Below are 18,407 nucleotides of genomic sequence, written 5' to 3'. Positions count from 1 at the left end.
TTTTTCGTTGTAGTGCTTTCAACCGCGCAGCCAGGAATCGACGGTGCTCGCACCGTATTTTTCCTTCCAGGCTTTCAAACCGCGATGGTTGCCGCCCTTGGTTTCGATCAGTTCGCCCGTGTGCGGGTTCTGATAGACCTTGACGACGCGGGCACGGCGAGTCTTTGGCGTCTTGCCCGACGACAGGCCTGATTTGGACGGGCTCGGGTCGAGGATCGCAACGATGTCGCGCAGGCCCTTGCCGTAGGTTTTCATCAGCCCTTGGAGCTTTTCTTCGAATTCGATTTCTTTCTTGAGCCCGGCGTCATTCTTCAAAGCTTCCAGCTGCGCGAGCTGCTCTTGAAGGGCCTTTTCGGCTTTGCGAAATTCAGCGAGTCTGGACAATATAATTACTCCAATCAAAATATAAGGCTGATACCAACCGCAAACAAAGCTATAAGCCAGGCGCCTTGTAGCGACTCGGTGACTAATGACTCTCCTGCTATCTGGTAGAGGCAGAAAAAATTGTAGTAGTTAAACCGAAAAGTGTAAATCGTAACTTTTTCGTTATGTAACAGCTGTTGGCGTTTTACCATCAGTCGGGCCGATGACGTCAAGCGACTGGCGACGGAGATTGGCTGTTAGCAGTACTAGGCGGTGTAATGAAATCGCGTGCTCTAGTCCGTTGGGCTAATAGATAACCCTATCGAAAGTTAAGCGCAATCAAGTCGGCTGAACGGCCTGTGCCAGCTCGATAAATGCCAGGGTTGCCGGCGAGGCCTGGCGGCTATCGAGTACGGCCAGGCCGATCTGTCGTGGGATGGGAGGCGACAGAGGACGAACAACGAAGCCAGGATTATCGAACAGGGGCAACGAGCCTTCGGACACTACGCTCACCGCGTTGCCACGAGTGACGAGGTCGAGCGTACTGAGCAGTTGCGAGCAGCGATAACGGAGATTGGGTGTCAAGCGCGCGGCATTGAACAGTCGCCAGACCAGTTCCGACGAGCCGGCCTCGGTGAGAATGAAAGGGTCGTCGCACAAATCCTTGAGTTGCACGTGGGTTCGATCCCCTAGGGCGTGAGCAGCAGGGAGCAGGGCGACCATCTGGTCGGTCATCAACGCGAACGTATCGAAGCGTTCCTCCGGCAAGACCACGAAACCGACGTCGATCCGGCGTTCGTCCAACCATTGCAGAACCTGCCGGTCCGGCCCCTCGTCGACATGCACTTCGATCCCCGGGTGCAAGGTCCTGAAGCGTTCCAGGATAGCGGGCAACAGCTTCATCGAAGCTGTCGGGCCGAACGAGCCGATGCGCAAGGTTCCGCGGCGCATGCCTCGGGCATCGGCGGCTTCCTGGCGCAGCGTGTTGGCCAAGCCGAGCATGGCTCGGGCCCGCAGCAGCAATTGCTGGCCGATGTCGCTGGGCTCCACCAGGGTCTGATGACGCCTGAACAGCTCGACGCCCAGTTCGTTTTCCAAGGATCTGATTGCGTGCGACACCGCTGATTGTCCGATGCCCAACCGTGTCGCGGCTGCCGTGAAGCCGCGCAGCTCGGCGACCAGCGAAAAGATTTCGAGTTGGGTCAGGGTCATGAGTAAAGGCTCATTTTACGATGACAAGATATGAGGCGAACAATACGGCACTTGAGCGACAGAGAAAACCGTGGCGAGGGAGCTCCCTCGTCACTGGCATCCGAACGACCTTGAATGAGATGAAAGCAATGAAACCCATGGAACATTCCATGCCGATCGCTTCCGACCTGCAGGTCTACCTGAAGCTCGCCATGGTCACAATGATCTGGGGAGGGACCTTCGTGGCCGGGCGGATCCTCTCCGATGCATTGGCGCCCATGCTGGCCGCCAGCCTGCGCTTTTTGCTGGCGAGTCTCGCGCTGCTGGTGTTTCTCGGGGTGGCCGGCATTCCTCTGGCCAGGCCCAGCCTGAAGCAGGGCTTGCAGCTGGCGATGCTGGGTTTCTTCGGTATTTTCTTCTACAACCTGTGTTTCTTTTATGGTTTGCAATACATCAGTGCGTCGCGGGCCTCGTTGATCGTGGCGTTGAACCCGGCGGTGATCGGGCTGGCCTCCTGGTGGTTATTCAAGGAGCGCCTGAGCCGCTTGAAAGTCGCCGGCATCGTCTTGTGTCTCGGCGGGGCGGGTCTGGTGATCGTGGGTCGTGACCCGGCCTTGCTACAAACAACGGAGCAAGGGTGGGTAGGCGACGTGCTGATTTTCGGCTGCGTGCTCGGCTGGGGTATCTACTCGCTATTTTCCAAAAGCCTGAATGAAAGCCTTGGCCCCTTGCAAACGGTGACCTGGTCGATCCTGCTGGGCACGCTGATGCTCTGGGGAGCGTGCGCGGCCGGGGGAGAGATTCGCTTCGCGGCGCTGACCGCACTGGATGCCGGGCAATGGCTGAGCCTGTTGTACCTTGGCGTACTGGGCTCGGCGCTGGCCTATATCGCCTGGTATGACGGCATCCGCCGGATTGGCGCGACCCGGTCCGGCGTGTTCATCGCGCTCAATCCACTGACGGCGGTCCTGCTGGGCGCCTTGCTATTGGACGAACGGCTTACGGCCTTGATGTGCGGGGGCGGGGGACTGATCCTGATGGGTATTTTCCTGTGCAACAAACCCCTTGCACGCTCGGCCAAAAAGGCGATTTGATACCCAAGGCGGACAAATGTGGTTACGCTGTGTAGAATCGATTTACGCATATAAGAATAACGTCTTCTGGCAGCAGAAGCCTCGCCCGCAAGAGCCTTGGGTCGACAATGAAGATACTTGGGTTTCAACTGATCTATGGCGATTTCCTCGCCCGCAGCGTCCGCGGTATTTCCTGCGCGCCGCCGCGCGCCCTCAGCATCACTGGCAACTAACGTTTCTTGTTAATTGATAAGCATGATGAGGCGCCGACATGGCAGATCTATACGAAAACCCGATGGGCCTGATGGGCTTTGAATTCATCGAATTTGCATCCCCTACGCCCAACACCCTGGAGCCGATCTTCGAGATCATGGGTTTCACCAAGGTAGCGACCCACCGCTCCAAGGACGTACACCTGTATCGCCAGGGCGCGATCAACCTGATCCTCAACAACGAGCCCAATAGCGTGGCGTCCTACTTCGCCGCCGAACACGGTCCGTCGGTTTGCGGCATGGCGTTCCGCGTCAAGGACTCGCAAAAAGCCTACAAGCGCGCCCTGGAACTCGGTGCCCAGCCGATCCATATCGAGACCGGCCCAATGGAGCTGAACCTGCCTGCGATCAAAGGCATCGGCGGCGCGCCGCTGTACCTGATCGACCGTTTTGGCGAAGGCAGCTCGATCTATGACATCGACTTCGTGTTTCTCGAAGGTGTCGACCGCAATCCGGTGGGTGCGGGGCTCAAGATCATCGATCACCTGACCCACAACGTGTATCGCGGGCGCATGGCGTACTGGGCGAACTTCTATGAGAAGTTGTTCAACTTCCGCGAGATCCGCTACTTCGACATCAAGGGCGAATACACCGGTTTGACCTCCAAGGCCATGACCGCGCCGGACGGCATGATCCGCATTCCGCTGAACGAAGAATCCTCGAAGGGCGCCGGCCAGATCGAAGAGTTCCTGATGCAGTTCAATGGCGAGGGCATCCAGCATGTGGCGTTCCTCACCGACGACCTGATCAAGACCTGGGATGGGCTGAAGAAAATCGGCATGCGCTTCATGACCGCGCCGCCGGACACCTACTACGAAATGCTCGAGGGCCGTCTGCCGAATCATGGCGAGCCAGTGGCGGAGCTGCAATCGCGTGGCATCCTGCTCGATGGTGCTTCCGAGCAGGGCGACAAACGCTTGCTGCTGCAGATTTTCTCGGAAACCCTGATGGGCCCGGTGTTCTTCGAATTCATCCAGCGCAAGGGCGACGATGGCTTCGGCGAGGGCAATTTCAAGGCGCTGTTCGAGTCGATCGAGCGTGACCAGGTGCGCCGTGGTGTGCTGACTACTGACTAATGCCTGAGTGTCACAAACACCGCCCGGCCTGATGCCGGGCGGTTTTTTTTGCCCGGCGCAAGCTACGCTGGCGATCCATCCGCCCGTGGTGGCGCCGTCGCCAGCAAGCTCGCCCGCGCCCTGGATATTGGCCAGAGCAGGTCCGGCATCAATGCTTGACCGGTGCTGTTTGTCAGGCGCTTTGCACGCGTTTCAACCCAATCGCTTCATCCAGGTGGGCCGTGAGGGCGTCCAGGTTGTCAAACAGACGAAGCTCGGTAAGCCCCCATTCCGGTCGATTGATATAAAGCTTGCCCGACAACTGATCCTTGCTGACCAGCGTTCTTTTGATCGAGCTGTCCTTGGAACGGTGGAAGATCATGGTGCCTTCCGGTCTGGTTTCGACAAGGTACATGCCAGGATCGGTCAGCCGTGGGTGCCTATCCATCAGGCGCAGCGGCGAGACGGGAATCACCGTCGTGCCGCTGACCTGTTTCAGACCGGCAGTCTTGAGCGCCCACACCAGTGCGTCGATTTCCTTGAACTTCACTCTGTTGACTTGCCACACCCGGTGGTAATGCTGGGACAGGTCGGGAATGTCGACCGATAGCTGGTCAGCGGCCATAAGCAGAGGGTATACGCTGAAGTCCCCCAGCTGATGTTTCGCCAGGTACAGCTGAAACCCATCTTCCGAGCGTTCGATCAGGAATTCGTTCGGCTTGTTCAACAACTTGCCAGGGCTGACGGGCGCCCGCCGTATCAGCTGGGTGCCGGTACTTATCTCCAGCAGCAGATCTGACTTCACAAAAAGGTACCCGGCGCCGGAGGGCGTACGGTGAGCGGCTGGTCGTGCGATGGGCAAGAGACTGGAAACGATCTCTCCTTCATCGGGCAGCACTCGCGTGGGTTGACTGCCGGCATCGACCACGCGTACCCCGACGGCACCTTGCAGTTCAGCCAATCCGGGGGTGTTTCGAGCGGTATTGGCGTGGCCGCTCTCCACCAGCGCCACCCATTTGTGCGGGCCCCGGTGGGCCTGGTCGGTCTCGATGAGGGTATGGGCCACGTACTTGAAGTTCCTGGAGCGCTCGGGGGCGTGCCGCCTCATTTCGTCCCTGAAGGTGATCGACGTGTCGAGCGCCTGCACCTTGATGCCGTGCCGGTGAGCAACAGTGATGAGGTTGACCAACGAATGGGCGCTGGAGGAATTCATCTGCTGGAGTTCGTCCTGGCGCCGGAGATTCGCCCGCAGAGGATCGGACATCGCACCGCTGGAGGCAAATGCATCCAGCCGGGGTTGATCGTATTCAATGATCAGGTTTTCCATGTAGAGCGTCTTGACCTGCTGCTCCTTCAGGGCGGGCATGTTGTCGATCAAGAACTTCCTGGCGCCGATGGCGTTGTAGGCCGCTCCCAAGACCAGGCCATTGGATACACGGTAAATGCTTTCAAGCACAGCGGGGGGTGGGCTGTAAGGTTGCAGTGCCGGCGTGGGCGGCCTGGGGCGGGTGACCGGTTGGCCTTCGAAGAAGTACTGGCTGGCGCTGATGGTATCCCTGGCGCGCTGGAAACGTTCCCGCTGGGCGGTTTCGACATCGAGACCACGCTGCACCGGTATTGTCGCAAAAAGGCTATGGGGGTCCTGCGTAAGGTTGGCACTTCGAATGTCTTGTTCCAGAACGCGTCGGTAACGAACGGGCAGCTCGAATGGCTTCATGCCCTGGCCCCCTACGTTCAGGTTCAAATCAGCGGCCCCGAGCGACGGGTCCTGGATGATCTGCAGGTTCGGGCCATGGGCAAGGTCCTCGACATGCAAGCTCATCACACCTTGCACTTGGGCCAGGCCAGGCGTGTTGGGGTAGCTGAAAGTCACCGTGGCGTGCTGCTCCTGTTCAAGAGCGATGTTCCTTTTACGATACTGGGACGCTCCCACCAGGGCGACCCACTTGCCTTGCGGACGATTAAGGCGGTCGGCGTTGATCACTTGGCTGGCGTGATACGTGAACAGGCCTCGGAAACCGTCGTCTCCGGACAGTTCCGCCTGGGCCCTGGCGGCGCAGTCCAGGGCCTGAACCCTTATGCCATTTTCCCGCGCCGCGATGATCAGGTTCTGATAGGTGTAGGGCGTTGGCGGGACCGCGTCATCGTTCACGTCGAGAGCGTGCAGGCGACGCTTCAGTCTGGCGTCGAGGACACCGGTCCTGGCGAACCCGTCCAGGACGACCTGGTCGATGTCGATTCGCAAGCGATCCAGGTACAGCGTCGTTACACCGCTTGCGACCAGTGCCGGCATCGCGTCGATCAGTTGCATCTTGCTGCCGGTGCCCGAAAACCGCTCCGTCATGACCAGGCCTTGGAAGTGTTCGAAGATTTTCTCGATGAGCTTGGAAAATGTCTCCACGCCAAGCAACGAAGGAGCGGCGGAACGAGGGATCCGTTGGGCGTTTTGAAGGAATAACCGGGTGTCCTCTTTCAGTTGGTTCTGTTGGGTCCGGTAAATAGGACCTAAAGCAGCGTCGCGCTCTTTGATGGACTGGCTCGATAGCCCCTCGTTCCTGCGATCGAATACTGCTCGCTGGTCCTTGCCCAGTTGGTAGGCCCGCAGCTTCGTGGCGAAGGCGTTTTCGCGCCAGGACACCGCGCCTGTTGGCCGATAGAGTGCCGGGCCCGAAGGTGACAGTTCATTCAGGCCCCACGCGTAATAAGCGTTCAAGGCAGGGTCATGGACGACCCGGGCGACTTTTCCGTCGTCCAGATCGACGTAGCTGCCGTTGCCGTTGACCCGAAGACCATCGGCGCGGGCCGGTGGCAACCCTTCGGGTGGATTGAGCGCGTACCGATCCAAGGACCTTGGCGAAGGCTGCGCAGCCGTTGGGGCGCCACTGGTCGGGTCCGTCAGCTCGACGGGTGGCGGCGGGCTCTTCTGGGATGAAGCCCCGGCAGAGCCACTGGGCTCGGACGTCGACGTGTGGGGGCGTGGCGGGATGCCGGTCCCAGGCAATGCAAGATGAGGCGGCAGCCTGACGTCGGGTAGGGTAATCGTGCCCGGATCGGTGCCTGGCGTGTCTGTGCCCTTCGGGCGCACAGGTTTTTTTGGAGACATGTTCTCTTCCTTGATAGGTGTCGTGTTGCAGCGGCCAGCCGGTGCCGACGCGTGCGGACGGGTTGGTCTTGGCTGCTTGGACGTGTTGAGGGAGTGCCGTTCAGTGCTGGGCAACGGTCCCGATCATCAGGTCCGAGCTGTTCACTTCTTGCGTGTCGTCGCTATCGAGAATCCAGCGCTGGTCCAGTACGTCATAGAAGATCGCGCCTGGCGTGCCGTCAGCGAGGCGAACGCCAGCGACGCTGAGAAATGTCGTCGCCAGGCTGCCATCAGCTTCATGGGCCTGGATTTCTCGCAGGAGCGTGGCAATGTCGGCATGGAACCTGGCATTGATGCTCAACAGTCGCGCTTTCGCCAGATCGGTGTCGATCTGGTAACGGGTGCCGGACACGAGTTCCACATGCGCAATTTCCGGTGGTTTCCGGTCATCGGGCGCTGGCGTGAGCAACAACCGCACGTCACCGAGCAGGACCCAGGTCCTACCGACACGGATATCGCTGCGGGCCAGATCCATGTCAAAGCTGTCGGCGTGAATATTCCACACCGACGAATCGGTTGCGCTGGTCGTATACAGGCGCAGGGTGGCGCCAGGGCTGGGGTGGACTTCGTAAGTGGAGGCGTTGCCCTCCAGCTCGTAAATGCTGGTGTGCTGGCGTTCAGGTAACCTGATTTTTTGCGGTCTGGAAGGCAGGCGTATGACTTCACGGGACGGGGACCGGAAGACAGCACGACCAGGGCGTCGGCGCAGTACATGGCGCCCCTCGACCACGCGTGTTCCCGGGTTCTGGTAATCATCGTGGAATGACGGCCGTACCGTACCCACCCGGTAGGAGGTGCCGTCACGAAAGACCAGAGTGATGGCGCGCGTGAGCGATACGCCAGTGGACATCAACGTGCCCGTGACATTCGACGCAACACCCTGGTTATGCTTCATCCAATGATCGAGCGTCAGCCGCGTGCCGTTGGTGAATTGCAGCACCAGCTTCATGTCGCTGTAGGTCAGCCAGTTCCAATAACCGATGGTGCAAACCTCCACGCGATAATGAGCGTGGACGGCTTCCAATTCGCTGTCGTCATGGTCCAGGAACAACGTGGTGGTTGCGTTGGCCGGTTGCTGCGGGATATCGAAGATAGGGTCGGGGCATTCCCTGGCAACGAAATAGTTTTCGGAGACGAGATCCCGTGAGGCGACTTTTTCACCATTGAAAATGACCGGCGCGGGCGGCGATTTGCCTTGATGCACCATGATCGCGCTGACGGGGTGATCTTCCGGGGCGAGCAAAGCGTGTGGCAGATCCGGCTTGAAAGTGAAGCCATCTTGCGTCACGAACAGCAGAGCGTCATTACGCAGGACCCGTTGAGTCCCAACCTGGCAATATGTATCGACAATGCACAGCTCGCGAAATAAATCCGTTGTCTGCGCATCATGGGATAACGTCACCTTCAATGACGTGCCCTGGATTTCCCAACCCTTGATCCCTTCCGCTGGATAGCCGAGTTCAATGATGCTCGGCTCCGTCCCATCCTCGGTGATATGGATGTCGCCAGTGTTGATGGCGACGTAGTAACGGTCCGTGCCGGGGCCACCGTCGACCCGACTGGAGTTGCCCATCAGCCGGAACACATCATCGCCGCGTCCACCGGTGGCTCGGTCATCCATACCATTGAGCGTGATGTGGTTGGGGTGCCGGTCACCGATGACTCGGCTGTAGCCACGGGGCAGTGTCTCGACGTTTTCAATCGAGGTGATCGTTGCGTAGTGGGCAGGGTGGGTGTCGTCGTGGGACTTCAACAGGGAGAGTCCGCCGGGCAGATCGATTTCAAGGCCGAGATAGGCGTAAGAGCCGTTGACGTCCGGGAGTCGACCCTGCAACGACAGCGTGTCGTTGCCCGCGCCGCCATGCAGCGCGTTCCTGGCATCCACGACCGGCGTCTTGAGTGTCTCGTTCACATGGAACATGAACGCATCATCCTCCGAACCTCCCGTCAGGCTCTTTTTACCCGTTGAGAAGCTGAAGTAGTTGGGTTTGTCGTATACGCCGAAGACCTGGTCGTTGCCGCCACCCAACTGCCAATAGATGCCCTTGCCCTTGCCCGGTTCACCGACGGTCACCCTGGGAGCCTTGTCCAGCCCCCGAGATGCGTCGATTACATCGTCGCTTTCCACTACCTCTGGTGTGCTCACTTCCCGGTAAGGCTGCTCGCCGTCATCCCAGTGCAGTCTCCAGTGCTTGAGCGGTTGCATGTTGACTTCGAAGCGGCCGCTGACGAGGGCTTCCACGCTGGGTTTCAGCTCGCCGTCCAGCAGCTTGCGCGCCTGGTCCACCAGCGCCTGGGTGTACCCGACACGGGTGCGCGCAACCTCGTAGCGTCCCATCACTTGCGTATCGAGCGCTTGCCCAGTGAACGCGAACCAACCCGAGCGCCAGCGTTCGTTGATGCTCAGCTCAATGTAATCGTCAATGTCATCGACCTGGCGTGCTGCGCCGTAGACCCTTGCGCCCATCATCAGGACGGCGCACGCCACCAACCCAACCGCGCCGGTCAGACCGAACCCCGCCATTGCCGCCGCCCCGAGCGCGACCGAGAGGCCTGCGCTCGCCACGCTCATGCCGGCCGAGACGTAATGGTCCATGGCTTCCTTGCCCGTGGATCTGGCGGCGGCGTCGAAGGCATTGATGGCGTGGTAGATATCGAAAGGGAGCGTGAGGATGCCGGCCATCAGGCCCGCGCTGCGGATCAGCCATTTGCCCACGGCGGTGGCCTTGAAGCCCATGAGCACCCGGTCAGCCTGGCGCAGCATTTGTTTTCCGGTCTTCAACAGCCCGTGCTCCACCATGACCGAAGTGAGCTCACCGCCGATTTCCCCGGAGCTGACCGCTATCTCGGCCAGATCGCTGTTTCTCAGGCCATCACGGATCCCCACCAGACCACCGTAGATTCCGTAGATCTGCATGCCCAGCGCAGCGGTGAGCATACCGTGGCTCTTCAGGTTGTTGACCCAGGTTGGCATGCCCGGTGCGAAGGGTTGGCCCTGCAACGCTTGCATCGCCTGCAACGCATCGAGCAATTTGCCGAACGTGTCCATCGACCCGCTGGGGACGTGGCCTGGTGTTGGCTCAAGAATCGCGGGGGAGCTGGAGGATCGGACGGACGCGAGCTCGAACAACAGAGAGGTCGCATCGGGGGCGTTGCCCGAAGGGTGCGCCTTGATGTAAGTCTCGATCATCAGTGGATCGAACCGGACGGCATCGATCAGCGCTCCGTCCGGTTGCGAAAGAAGTGCCGAGTCTGTTGCGGTCCCGTCGTCGCCCAGGCGTGCGCCCATGCGATAAAGGTCGACGCGGCTTATGCTCAACTCGCCAATCTTCACCGGCCCCAGGCGTTCATCCAAACGCGTGAGCCGTTCCCGGGGCGTTGGTTTTTTATCCGGTTGCGTGTCGTTATGTTCGGGCAGACGTTGCAGCGGATGGGACGTGATATCGGTGATCACCACAGGTGGAATCCGTTCCACCCCTGGTTGGGCGGATCGCCCTTGGGAAGGTTCTGACATCGATAATTCCTTTATCGTAAGGTCTGCCGAGCGCCCTCCTGGCGTTCGTGCGGGCATGATAAAGGAGCTGGACCTGGCGCGTGGGCGCAGAGTGTTTCGTGATGCAAGCTGGGGCAGTCAGGCCCGGCGCCGTTGCCGCACCATATGCTTGGACCCTTCGAATACCAGAACCGCCACGGCCATCCAGATGGGGATATAGGTCAGCCATTCTTCAGCCTGGATGCTTTCACCCAGCAGCAGCGCGACCCCCAGCAACAACACCGGCTCGACGTAGCTCAACAGCCCGAACAGGCTGAAGGGCAGCAACCGGCTGGCAACGATGTAGGCCACCAGGGCCGAGGCACTGATGACCCCGAGCAGCGGGATCAGCAGCGACAGCCACGGGTGTTGATTGAAAACCTTGAAACCTTGTTCGCCGCTCTGCACGAACCAGAGCGCCAACGGCAGCATCAACGTCATGTCCAGCCAGAGCCCACCCAGGTTGTCGGTGCGCAGGCGTTTGCGCAGGATGAAATAGATCGGATAGCCCAGCACCACCAGTAACGTCGCCCAGGAAAACCCACCCACCCGGTACAGCTCGTTGAGCACGCCGAGAGAGGCGAAAAACACCGCGGCTTTCTGCAGACGCGAAAGGCGCTCGCCATAGGCGATGCGCCCCGTCAGGACCATCGATAGCGGCAGCAGGAAATAGCCCAGCGACACGTCCAGGCTGTAGCCGTTGAGCGGCGCCCACATGAACAGCCACAACTGCGCCCCCATCAGTGCCGATGACGCCATTGCACCCAGCAGCAAGCGCGGCGTGGCGATCAGGCGTGCGACAAGATCCGAGACGAGTTTCCATTCACGGGAGATCAGCATGAACGCAGTCATGCACGGCATCGTCAGCAACATGCGCCAACCGAAAATCTCCAGGCCCGTCAGCGGCGCGAGCAGCGAGGTGTAGTAGTACATGACGGCGAACAGGGCGGATGCCGAGACCGATAGAGCGATGCCTTTGGACACGGATGCCTCTTGTTATTGGAATTGCAGCACGATACGGAAAGCCGTTTACCCGTGGCGAGGGAGCTTGCTCCCGCTGGGCCGCGTAGCGGCCCCAAAGAGCGACTGCTGCGCAGCCGAGCGGGAGCACGCTCCCTCGCCACGGTGATCTCAGTGTAAGTTACGACGTACGCGGCACGCGCCCCGGCACGAAATGGCCGACATCATTGAACCCCGGCGTCGAGGCATGGCCCGGTGTCACCAGCGAATCGATGAATGCTTCATCCTCTGCCGTGATTTTCACCGCCTGCGCCTTGGTGTACGAATCCCACTGCTCCTCGGTGCGCGGCCCGACGATGGCCGAGGTGACGGCATTGTTGTTCAGCACCCAGGCGATGGCGAACTCGACGATGCCCACGTCCCGGCCCTGGGTGTATTCCAGGATCTGCTGGGCGATGCGCAGGGACTCGACCCGCCATTCGGTTTCCAGGATGCGCTTGTCCTGGCGTCCGGCACGGCTGTTGGCGTCCGGTGCGACGTCTGGCGCGTACTTGCCGCTGAGCACGCCGCGAGCCAGGGGGCTGAACGGCACCACGCCAAGGCCATAATTCTGCGCCGCTGTGATCTGCTCGGTTTCCGCCTGGCGGTTGACGATGTTGTACAGCGGTTGGCTGATGACCGGGCGGTCGATGCCCAGGCTGTCGGCAATGCGGATCACCTCGGCGATGCGCCAGCCGCGGTAGTTCGACAGGCCCCAGTAGCGGATCTTGCCCTGGCAAATCAGGTCGCCGATGGCCGACACGGTGACGTGCAGCGGGGTGTTGTGGTCTTCGCGGTGCAGGTAATAGATATCCAGGTAATCGGTGCCCAGGCGCGTCAGGCTGGCCTCGATCCCATTGAACAGATGCTTGCGGCTCAGGCCGCTGCGGTTAGGCATACCGTCCGGCGGGCCGAAGCCGACCTTGGTGGCGAGCACCCATTCATGGCGACGATGGGCAATCGCCTCGCCGACGATTTCTTCGGAGCGACCTCCGGTGTAGACGTCCGCGGTGTCGATGAAGTTGATGCCCTGGTCCCAGGCCTTGTCGATGATCCGCAGCGAATCTTCGGTGCTGGTCTGTTCGCCGAACATCATGGTGCCCAGGGTCAACGTCGAGACTTGCAACCCTGAATGGCCTAGCGTGCGGTAGCTCATGACAAGATCCTTTTATTCATGGGGAAAGGTTCAATCAAATACCAGAACCGCCGCAAGGATCAAACAGAATTCTCAAACCACCACAAATCAATTGTGGGAGCGAGCAAGCTCGCTCCCACAGGGTAAAAGGGGTGTCAGGCCCGCAAGGTGCGGGTCATGCGCAGCGCCAACAGGCTGCCGCAGACGATCACGCCGGCCAGCAGGTACAGCGCCGCATCGGTCGAGCCAGTGGTGTCCTTGACCCAGCCCACCAGGTATGGGCTGAGGAAACCGGCCATCTGCCCCATGGAGTTGATCAACGCCAGCCCGCCGGCCGCCGCGCCCGCGCTGAGCAGGGCGGTGGGCACCGGCCAGAACATCGGCAGGCCGGTGAGGGCGCCCATGGTGGCGATGGACAGGCCGAGGATGGCGATGGCCGGCGTGGTGGCGAAGTTCACCGCGATCAGCAGCCCCACCGCGCCCATCAGCATCGGCACGACCAAGTGCCAGCGACGCTCCTTGTGCAGATCCGCCGAGCGCCCCACCAGCAACATGAACACCGCCGCCAGCAGATAGGGAATCGCACTCAGCCAGCCGATCACCAGGTTATCGCTGAAACCGAGGTTCTTGATGATCGACGGCAGCCAGAAATTGATCGCATACACGCCGCTCTGGATGCAGAAGTACACCAGGCCGAAGGCCCAGATCGCTGGGTTCTTGAACACGGCGGCCAGGGAGTCTGTGGTGGTTTTCGGTTTGTTGGCCAGGTCTTCGGCGTGGTCGGCGGTGAGCACGGCGCGTTCATGGTCGGTCAGCCAGGTGGCCTTGGCGAAGGTGTCGCTGAGCAGGAAGAACGCCAGGGCGCCGAGAATCACTGTCGGGATGCCTTGCAGCAGGAACATCCACTGCCAACCCGCCAGGCCGCCCTGGCCGGCGGCGAAGTGGTTGAGAATCCAGCCGGAAAACGGGCTGCCCAGCAGCCCCGACACTGGGATGGCCGACATGAACAGCGCCATGATCCGGCCACGGCGGAACGTCGGGAACCATTGCGAAAGGTACAGCACGACGCCAGGGAAGAACCCGGCTTCAGCCGCCCCGGTGAACAGCCGCAAGGTGTAGAACTGGGTTGGGGTGGTGACGAACAGCAGGCAGGTCGACAGCGTGCCCCAGGTGATCATCATCAGGGCGATCCAGCGCCGAGGGCCGAATTTGGTCAAGGCCAGATTGCTCGGCACGCCGCACAGCACGTAGCCGATGAAGAAAATCCCGGCGCCGAGGCCGTACACGGTTTCGCTGAACTTCAACGCGTCGAGCATCTGCAACTTGGCGAAGCCAACGTTCACCCGGTCGAGGTAGTTGAACAGGTAGCAGATGAAGATGAACGGGATCAAACGCAGGGTGATGCGCTTGTAGACGGTATTCTTTTCGTCGGGGGTAGCCAGGAGGGCTGCTGCGCTCTGGGACATGACGGGGCTCTCTTTATTATGATTTTGGCGTGCCAAGGGGTAACGTTGACCGCCCCTTGAGTCTCGGCCAGCCCAAGGTCCCGTGTCTTTGTGCCGCAGCACAACGTTTGCAATCCGACCCTGTGCGCCTGACCAATCCCGTGGGCGGCGCACCTCAAAACAACAATCACGCCGTTTGCAAGGAACACCGCCCATGTTCGAACTCGATCACGACCTGGCGCAGGACATCGTCGACCGGGCGATGGCGATTCTGCCCTATAACGTCAACGTCATGGACAACCAGGGCTTGATCCTCGGCAGCGGCGAGCGCGAGCGCATCAATACCCGACACGAGGGCGCGCAACTGGTCCTCGCCAACGGACGGGTGGTGGAAATCGACGAGCACACCGCCGTCCACCTCAAGGGCGTACAGCCGGGAATCAACCTGCCATTGATGCTCGATCAGCGCTTGATCGGCGTGCTGGGCATTACCGGCGAACCCGCGCAATTGCGCACTTACGCCGAACTGGTGCGCATGACCGCCGAAATGTTGCTCGGCCAGCGCAACCAGCAGGCCGAGCAGCAATGGCGCCGCCAGCGTTGCGATGACTTGCTGGCATTGCTGCTGGGCGATGCCGGGGATTCGCCAAGGTTGCTCGATGAAGCGCAGCAGATGGGCCTCAAGCCGCAGCTGTCGCGCGTACCGTATCTGTTCGAATTGGGCTTGGAGCATGGCCCTGGTCAAACCGTCGAATCGCTGAGCGCCTGGCTGATGTCGCGCTACCCGGACAGCTGGTGCCTGACGTCGTCCAAATCCTCCTTGCTCTGGTGCCGGCCGGTCACGGCCTCGGTGGAGAACGAGCGGCTGCTGGGCAAGCTCGATGGCCTGGGCTGGAGCATCCTGCGAGTGGCTGTGGGCGGCCAGGCCGAGGGGCTGGCGGGGCTGCGCCGTTGCTACCGGCGGGTGGCGGATCTGCTGGCGTATGGGCGCGATGTCCTGCCGCAGTCGCGCTTGCTGCTTCTCAATCGCTATCGGCTGCCGGTGATGCTCTGGCGGCATCGCAGCGATGATGCCCTCGACGAACTGCTCAGCCCGTTGCGCAAAGTGATCGCCAAGGACAGCAACGGCCAATTGCTCGCTACCTTGCGAAGCTGGTGCGAACACGACGGCCAGAGCCAGGCCTGCGCCGACGCCCTGGGCATCCACCGCAACAGCCTGCGCTATCGCATGGAACGCATCGCCGAACTCAGCGGCGTCGACCCGCTCAGGCTGGATGGGATGCTGGCGTTGTACCTGGGGGTTCAACTGTTGCCCCATGATCAAAATTATCCGGCGTGATCCCTTCGCGAGCAGGCTCGCTCCCACATTGGATCTGCTGTGATCCCATATCCAGTAGAAAATACTTGTGGGAGCGAGCCTGCTCGCGAAGAGGCCAGCAATGCCAACCCATCCTTTGTGAATTTGACCAATAATGCCCAAGGTCTTTTGTGCGGCGGACCGGCGTCAGAATCGCGGTCAGCTGGCAGCATGCTGTACATCGGAACCGGAGAACAAAAATGAAAATAGTCATCGCCCCCGACTCGTTCAAGGACAGCCTCAGCGCCCAGGCCGTGGCGGACGCCATCGCAGGAGGGCTGGCCGAGGTCTGGCCGGACGCGCAGCTGATCAAGTGCCCAATGGCCGATGGCGGCGAGGGAACGGTGGAGGCGGTGCTCGCGGCCTGCGATGGCCAATGGCGCGAGGCGCGGGTCCGTGGCCCGCTGGGTGCCGCTGTCCAAGCCCGCTGGGGCTGGTTGCCCGACAGCCGCACGGCGATCATCGAGATGGCCGAGGCCAGCGGCCTGCAACTGGTGCCGCCGGGACAGCGCGACGCTTGTTCCAGCAGCACCTATGGCACTGGCGAACTGATCCGCGCCGCTTTGGATGAAGGGGCGAGCCGAGTCATCCTGGCGATCGGTGGCAGCGCCACCAACGACGGCGGCGCCGGGGCGATGCAGGCACTGGGCGCGGCATTGCTGGACGACCAGGGCCAAGCCCTGCCGCCCGGCGGCCTGGCCTTGGGCAAACTGGCGCGTATCGACCTGGGCGACCTGGACCCGCGCCTGGCCGGCGTGTGCTTCGAGATTGCCGCCGATGTCGACAACCCCCTTTGCGGTGCCCATGGCGCTTCAGCCGTGTTCGGCCCGCAGAAAGGCGCCTCCGCCGAGCAGGTGCAACAACTGGACCGGTCGCTGGGGCACTTTGCTGAACATTGTGCCCAGGTGTTGAACCGCGACGTTCGCGACGAACCCGGCAGCGGTGCCGCTGGCGGCCTGGGGTTTGCCGCCAAGGCGTTCCTCCAGGCGCAGTTTCGTACCGGCGTGGAAGTCGTCGCGCAATTGACCGGCCTGGCCGCTGCGATCGACGGCGCCGACCTGGTGATCACCGGCGAAGGCCGTTTCGACGCCCAGACCCTGCGTGGCAAGACGCCGTTTGGCGTGGCCCGCATCGCCCAGCGGCGCGGCGTACCGGTGGTGGTCATCGCCGGCACGCTGGGGGAGGGCTACGAAGCGCTTTATGAGCACGGCATCGATGCCGCGTTTGCCCTGGCGAATGGGCCGATGACGCTACAAGAAGCTTGCACCGATGCGCCACGCCTGCTGGCCGAGCGGGCCCGGGACATCGCCCGGCTCTGGCGAGTGGCGGCGCGCTGACTTGCCCTTGGGGCAGTCGCCAGGACGCATCAGTCGTCGGAGATTGCCTTGGGACATTGACCCGCCCGCACACCCTGCGTAGCCTTGCGCCTTCGAGGTTCTTCGGCACGCGCCGAAGCTAGGGTCTGTATGAAATGTTCGCGTACAGAGCCTGAGAAGGGAACGCGGTCCAAGCCGCGGCTGCCCCCGCAACTGTGAACGGTGCTGTTTCTGCAAGGCCACTGTGCTTGCCCTATACAACGGGCGCACGGGAAGGCGCAGCAAAATGTCAGTCCCGGCTTTGAAAAAAGCCGATTTGGCCCGCCGTCAGCCAGGAGACCTGCCTCGACAACAGATTCTCACTACAACCGGGCGGGGTGATCCGGTGGCGAAATCTTCCGCGCGCGCCTGTGCCAGTGGTTGTCGTCCCGTTTGCCCGCCACCTTGCCAAAGGGCATCCGATGAAAACACTGGCCAAACTCCCCGTCACCATCGTCACCGGTTTCCTCGGGTCGGGTAAGACCACCTTGCTGCGGCACATGCTCGACAACGCCCAAGGCCGACGTATCGCGGTCATTGTCAATGAGTTCGGCGAACTGGGCATTGACGGGGAGATCCTCAAGCAGTGCTCCATCGGTTGTACCGAAGAAGAAGCCAACGGCCGCGTCTATGAACTGGCCAACGGCTGCTTGTGCTGCACCGTGCAGGAAGAGTTCTTCCCGGTGATGCGTGAGTTGGTGGCGCGTCGCGGCGACCTCGACCACATCCTCATCGAAACCTCCGGCCTGGCCTTGCCCAAGCCGCTGGTCCAGGCCTTCCAATGGCCGGAAATCCGCAGCGCCTGCACCGTCGATGCGGTCATCACCGTGGTCGATAGCCCGGCCGTGGCCGCGGGCACCTTCGCCGCGTTCCCGGACAAGGTCGATGCCCAGCGCAAGCTGGACCCGAACCTGGACCATGAATCACCGCTGCACGAGCTGTTCGCCGATCAACTGGCAAGCGCCGACCTGGTGATCCTCAACAAAGCCGACCTGATCAACCCCGAGGACCTGGCCAAAGTCCGCCTGGAAGTCGCCGAAGAGCTGCCGCCAGCGGTCAAGGTCATCGAAGCCAGCAACGGTCGCCTGCCGCTGGACGTGTTGATCGGCCTGGGCGCGGGCTCTGAGGAACACATCGACAGCCGCCACAGCCATCACGACCACCACCATGACGGCGATGACGACGACCACGATCACGATGCCTTCGATTCGATTTCCATCGAACTGCCCCAAGCTGACGAAAGCCTGCTGCTGGACGCGCTGACGCAACTGGTAATTCAGCATGACGTATTGCGGGTCAAGGGCTTCGCGGCCATCCCGAACAAGCCGATGCGCCTGTTGATCCAAGGTGTGGGCACGCGCTTCGACAAGCACTTCGACCGCCAGTGGGGCGCCGATGAAGCGCGCGTCACACGTCTGGTACTGATCGGCCAGGCCCTGGACGCCGGGCTGCTTGAAGCGCAGTTGCGCGCCGCCCTCAGCGTCTAAA

Annotated in this window: 12 protein-coding genes and 1 riboswitch; of the genes, 5 read left to right on the top strand and 7 right to left on the bottom strand. The window is 61.3% G+C overall.

Features of this window, described 5'->3' with window-relative positions:
• Positions 1-18 precede the first annotated feature (18 nt).
• Positions 19-384 carry a histone-like nucleoid-structuring protein, MvaT/MvaU family gene (locus J3P76_RS14715; protein WP_420767720.1) on the bottom strand — a complete coding sequence of 122 codons (366 nt, stop codon included), beginning with the start codon at positions 382-384 and terminating at the stop codon, positions 19-21.
• 318 nt (positions 385-702) lie between these two features.
• Positions 703-1,575: a LysR family transcriptional regulator gene (locus J3P76_RS14710; protein WP_434610975.1), complete on the bottom strand. Its 873-nt coding sequence runs from the start codon at positions 1,573-1,575 to the stop codon at positions 703-705.
• Positions 1,576-1,703: 128 nt separating this feature from the next.
• On the opposite strand from J3P76_RS14710, the gene J3P76_RS14705 reads away from it, so the two are divergent.
• Together J3P76_RS14705 and hppD are read left to right on the top strand one after the other, a co-directional pair.
• Entirely contained in the window at positions 1,704-2,648 is a 945-nt protein-coding gene (locus J3P76_RS14705) for a DMT family transporter (RefSeq protein WP_434610978.1), read from the top strand.
• 250 nt (positions 2,649-2,898) lie between these two features.
• The gene (hppD, locus tag J3P76_RS14700; RefSeq protein ID WP_434610981.1) at positions 2,899-3,975 is read left to right on the top strand and encodes a 4-hydroxyphenylpyruvate dioxygenase; all 1,077 of its coding nucleotides are present in this window, start codon (positions 2,899-2,901) and stop codon (positions 3,973-3,975) included.
• A gap of 172 nt (positions 3,976-4,147) precedes the next feature.
• Here the strand turns inward: hppD and J3P76_RS14695 are convergent, their stop codons facing one another.
• The 5 genes from J3P76_RS14695 to J3P76_RS14675 form a co-directional block, all read right to left on the bottom strand.
• Positions 4,148-7,057, bottom strand: a complete 2,910-nt coding sequence (locus tag J3P76_RS14695; RefSeq protein WP_434700899.1) for a hypothetical protein — start codon at positions 7,055-7,057, stop codon at positions 4,148-4,150.
• Positions 7,058-7,157: 100 nt separating this feature from the next.
• Complete coding sequence (locus tag J3P76_RS14690) at positions 7,158-10,610, bottom strand: hypothetical protein (protein WP_434700897.1); 3,453 nt, start codon at positions 10,608-10,610, stop codon at positions 7,158-7,160.
• Positions 10,611-10,727: 117 nt separating this feature from the next.
• Complete coding sequence (gene rarD / locus J3P76_RS14685) at positions 10,728-11,612, bottom strand: EamA family transporter RarD (RefSeq protein ID WP_420767726.1); 885 nt, start codon at positions 11,610-11,612, stop codon at positions 10,728-10,730.
• Between the two features lie 157 nt (positions 11,613-11,769).
• Positions 11,770-12,783, bottom strand: a complete 1,014-nt coding sequence (locus tag J3P76_RS14680; RefSeq protein ID WP_434700895.1) for an aldo/keto reductase — start codon at positions 12,781-12,783, stop codon at positions 11,770-11,772.
• Between the two features lie 134 nt (positions 12,784-12,917).
• A complete protein-coding gene (locus J3P76_RS14675; RefSeq protein WP_434610992.1) occupies positions 12,918-14,228 on the bottom strand; it encodes an MFS transporter in 1,311 nt (436 codons plus the stop codon).
• Between the two features lie 193 nt (positions 14,229-14,421).
• Here J3P76_RS14675 and J3P76_RS14670 point away from each other — a divergent pair, with 193 nt between their 5' ends.
• The 3 genes from J3P76_RS14670 to cobW all read left to right on the top strand — a co-directional run bounded on the left by J3P76_RS14670 (position 14,422) and on the right by cobW (position 18,406).
• The gene (locus J3P76_RS14670) at positions 14,422-15,546 is read left to right on the top strand and encodes a sugar diacid recognition domain-containing protein (protein ID WP_434700893.1); all 1,125 of its coding nucleotides are present in this window, start codon (positions 14,422-14,424) and stop codon (positions 15,544-15,546) included.
• Positions 15,547-15,764: 218 nt separating this feature from the next.
• Positions 15,765-16,901, top strand: coding sequence for a glycerate kinase (locus J3P76_RS14665; RefSeq protein ID WP_434700892.1), 1,137 nt, complete (start codon positions 15,765-15,767; stop codon positions 16,899-16,901).
• Positions 16,902-17,005: 104 nt separating this feature from the next.
• Positions 17,006-17,242: riboswitch (cobalamin riboswitch) on the top strand.
• Between the two features lie 99 nt (positions 17,243-17,341).
• Positions 17,342-18,406, top strand: a complete 1,065-nt coding sequence (gene cobW, locus J3P76_RS14660; protein ID WP_420767731.1) for a cobalamin biosynthesis protein CobW — start codon at positions 17,342-17,344, stop codon at positions 18,404-18,406.
• The last annotated feature ends 1 nt before the right edge of the window (position 18,407 follow it).

The organism is Pseudomonas sp. D1-36 (assembly GCF_051132205.1).
Classification (GTDB): Bacteria; Pseudomonadota; Gammaproteobacteria; order Pseudomonadales; family Pseudomonadaceae; genus Aquipseudomonas.
Note: the sequence above shows the minus strand (reverse complement) of the source record. Positions and strands in the feature narration are given on the sequence as shown.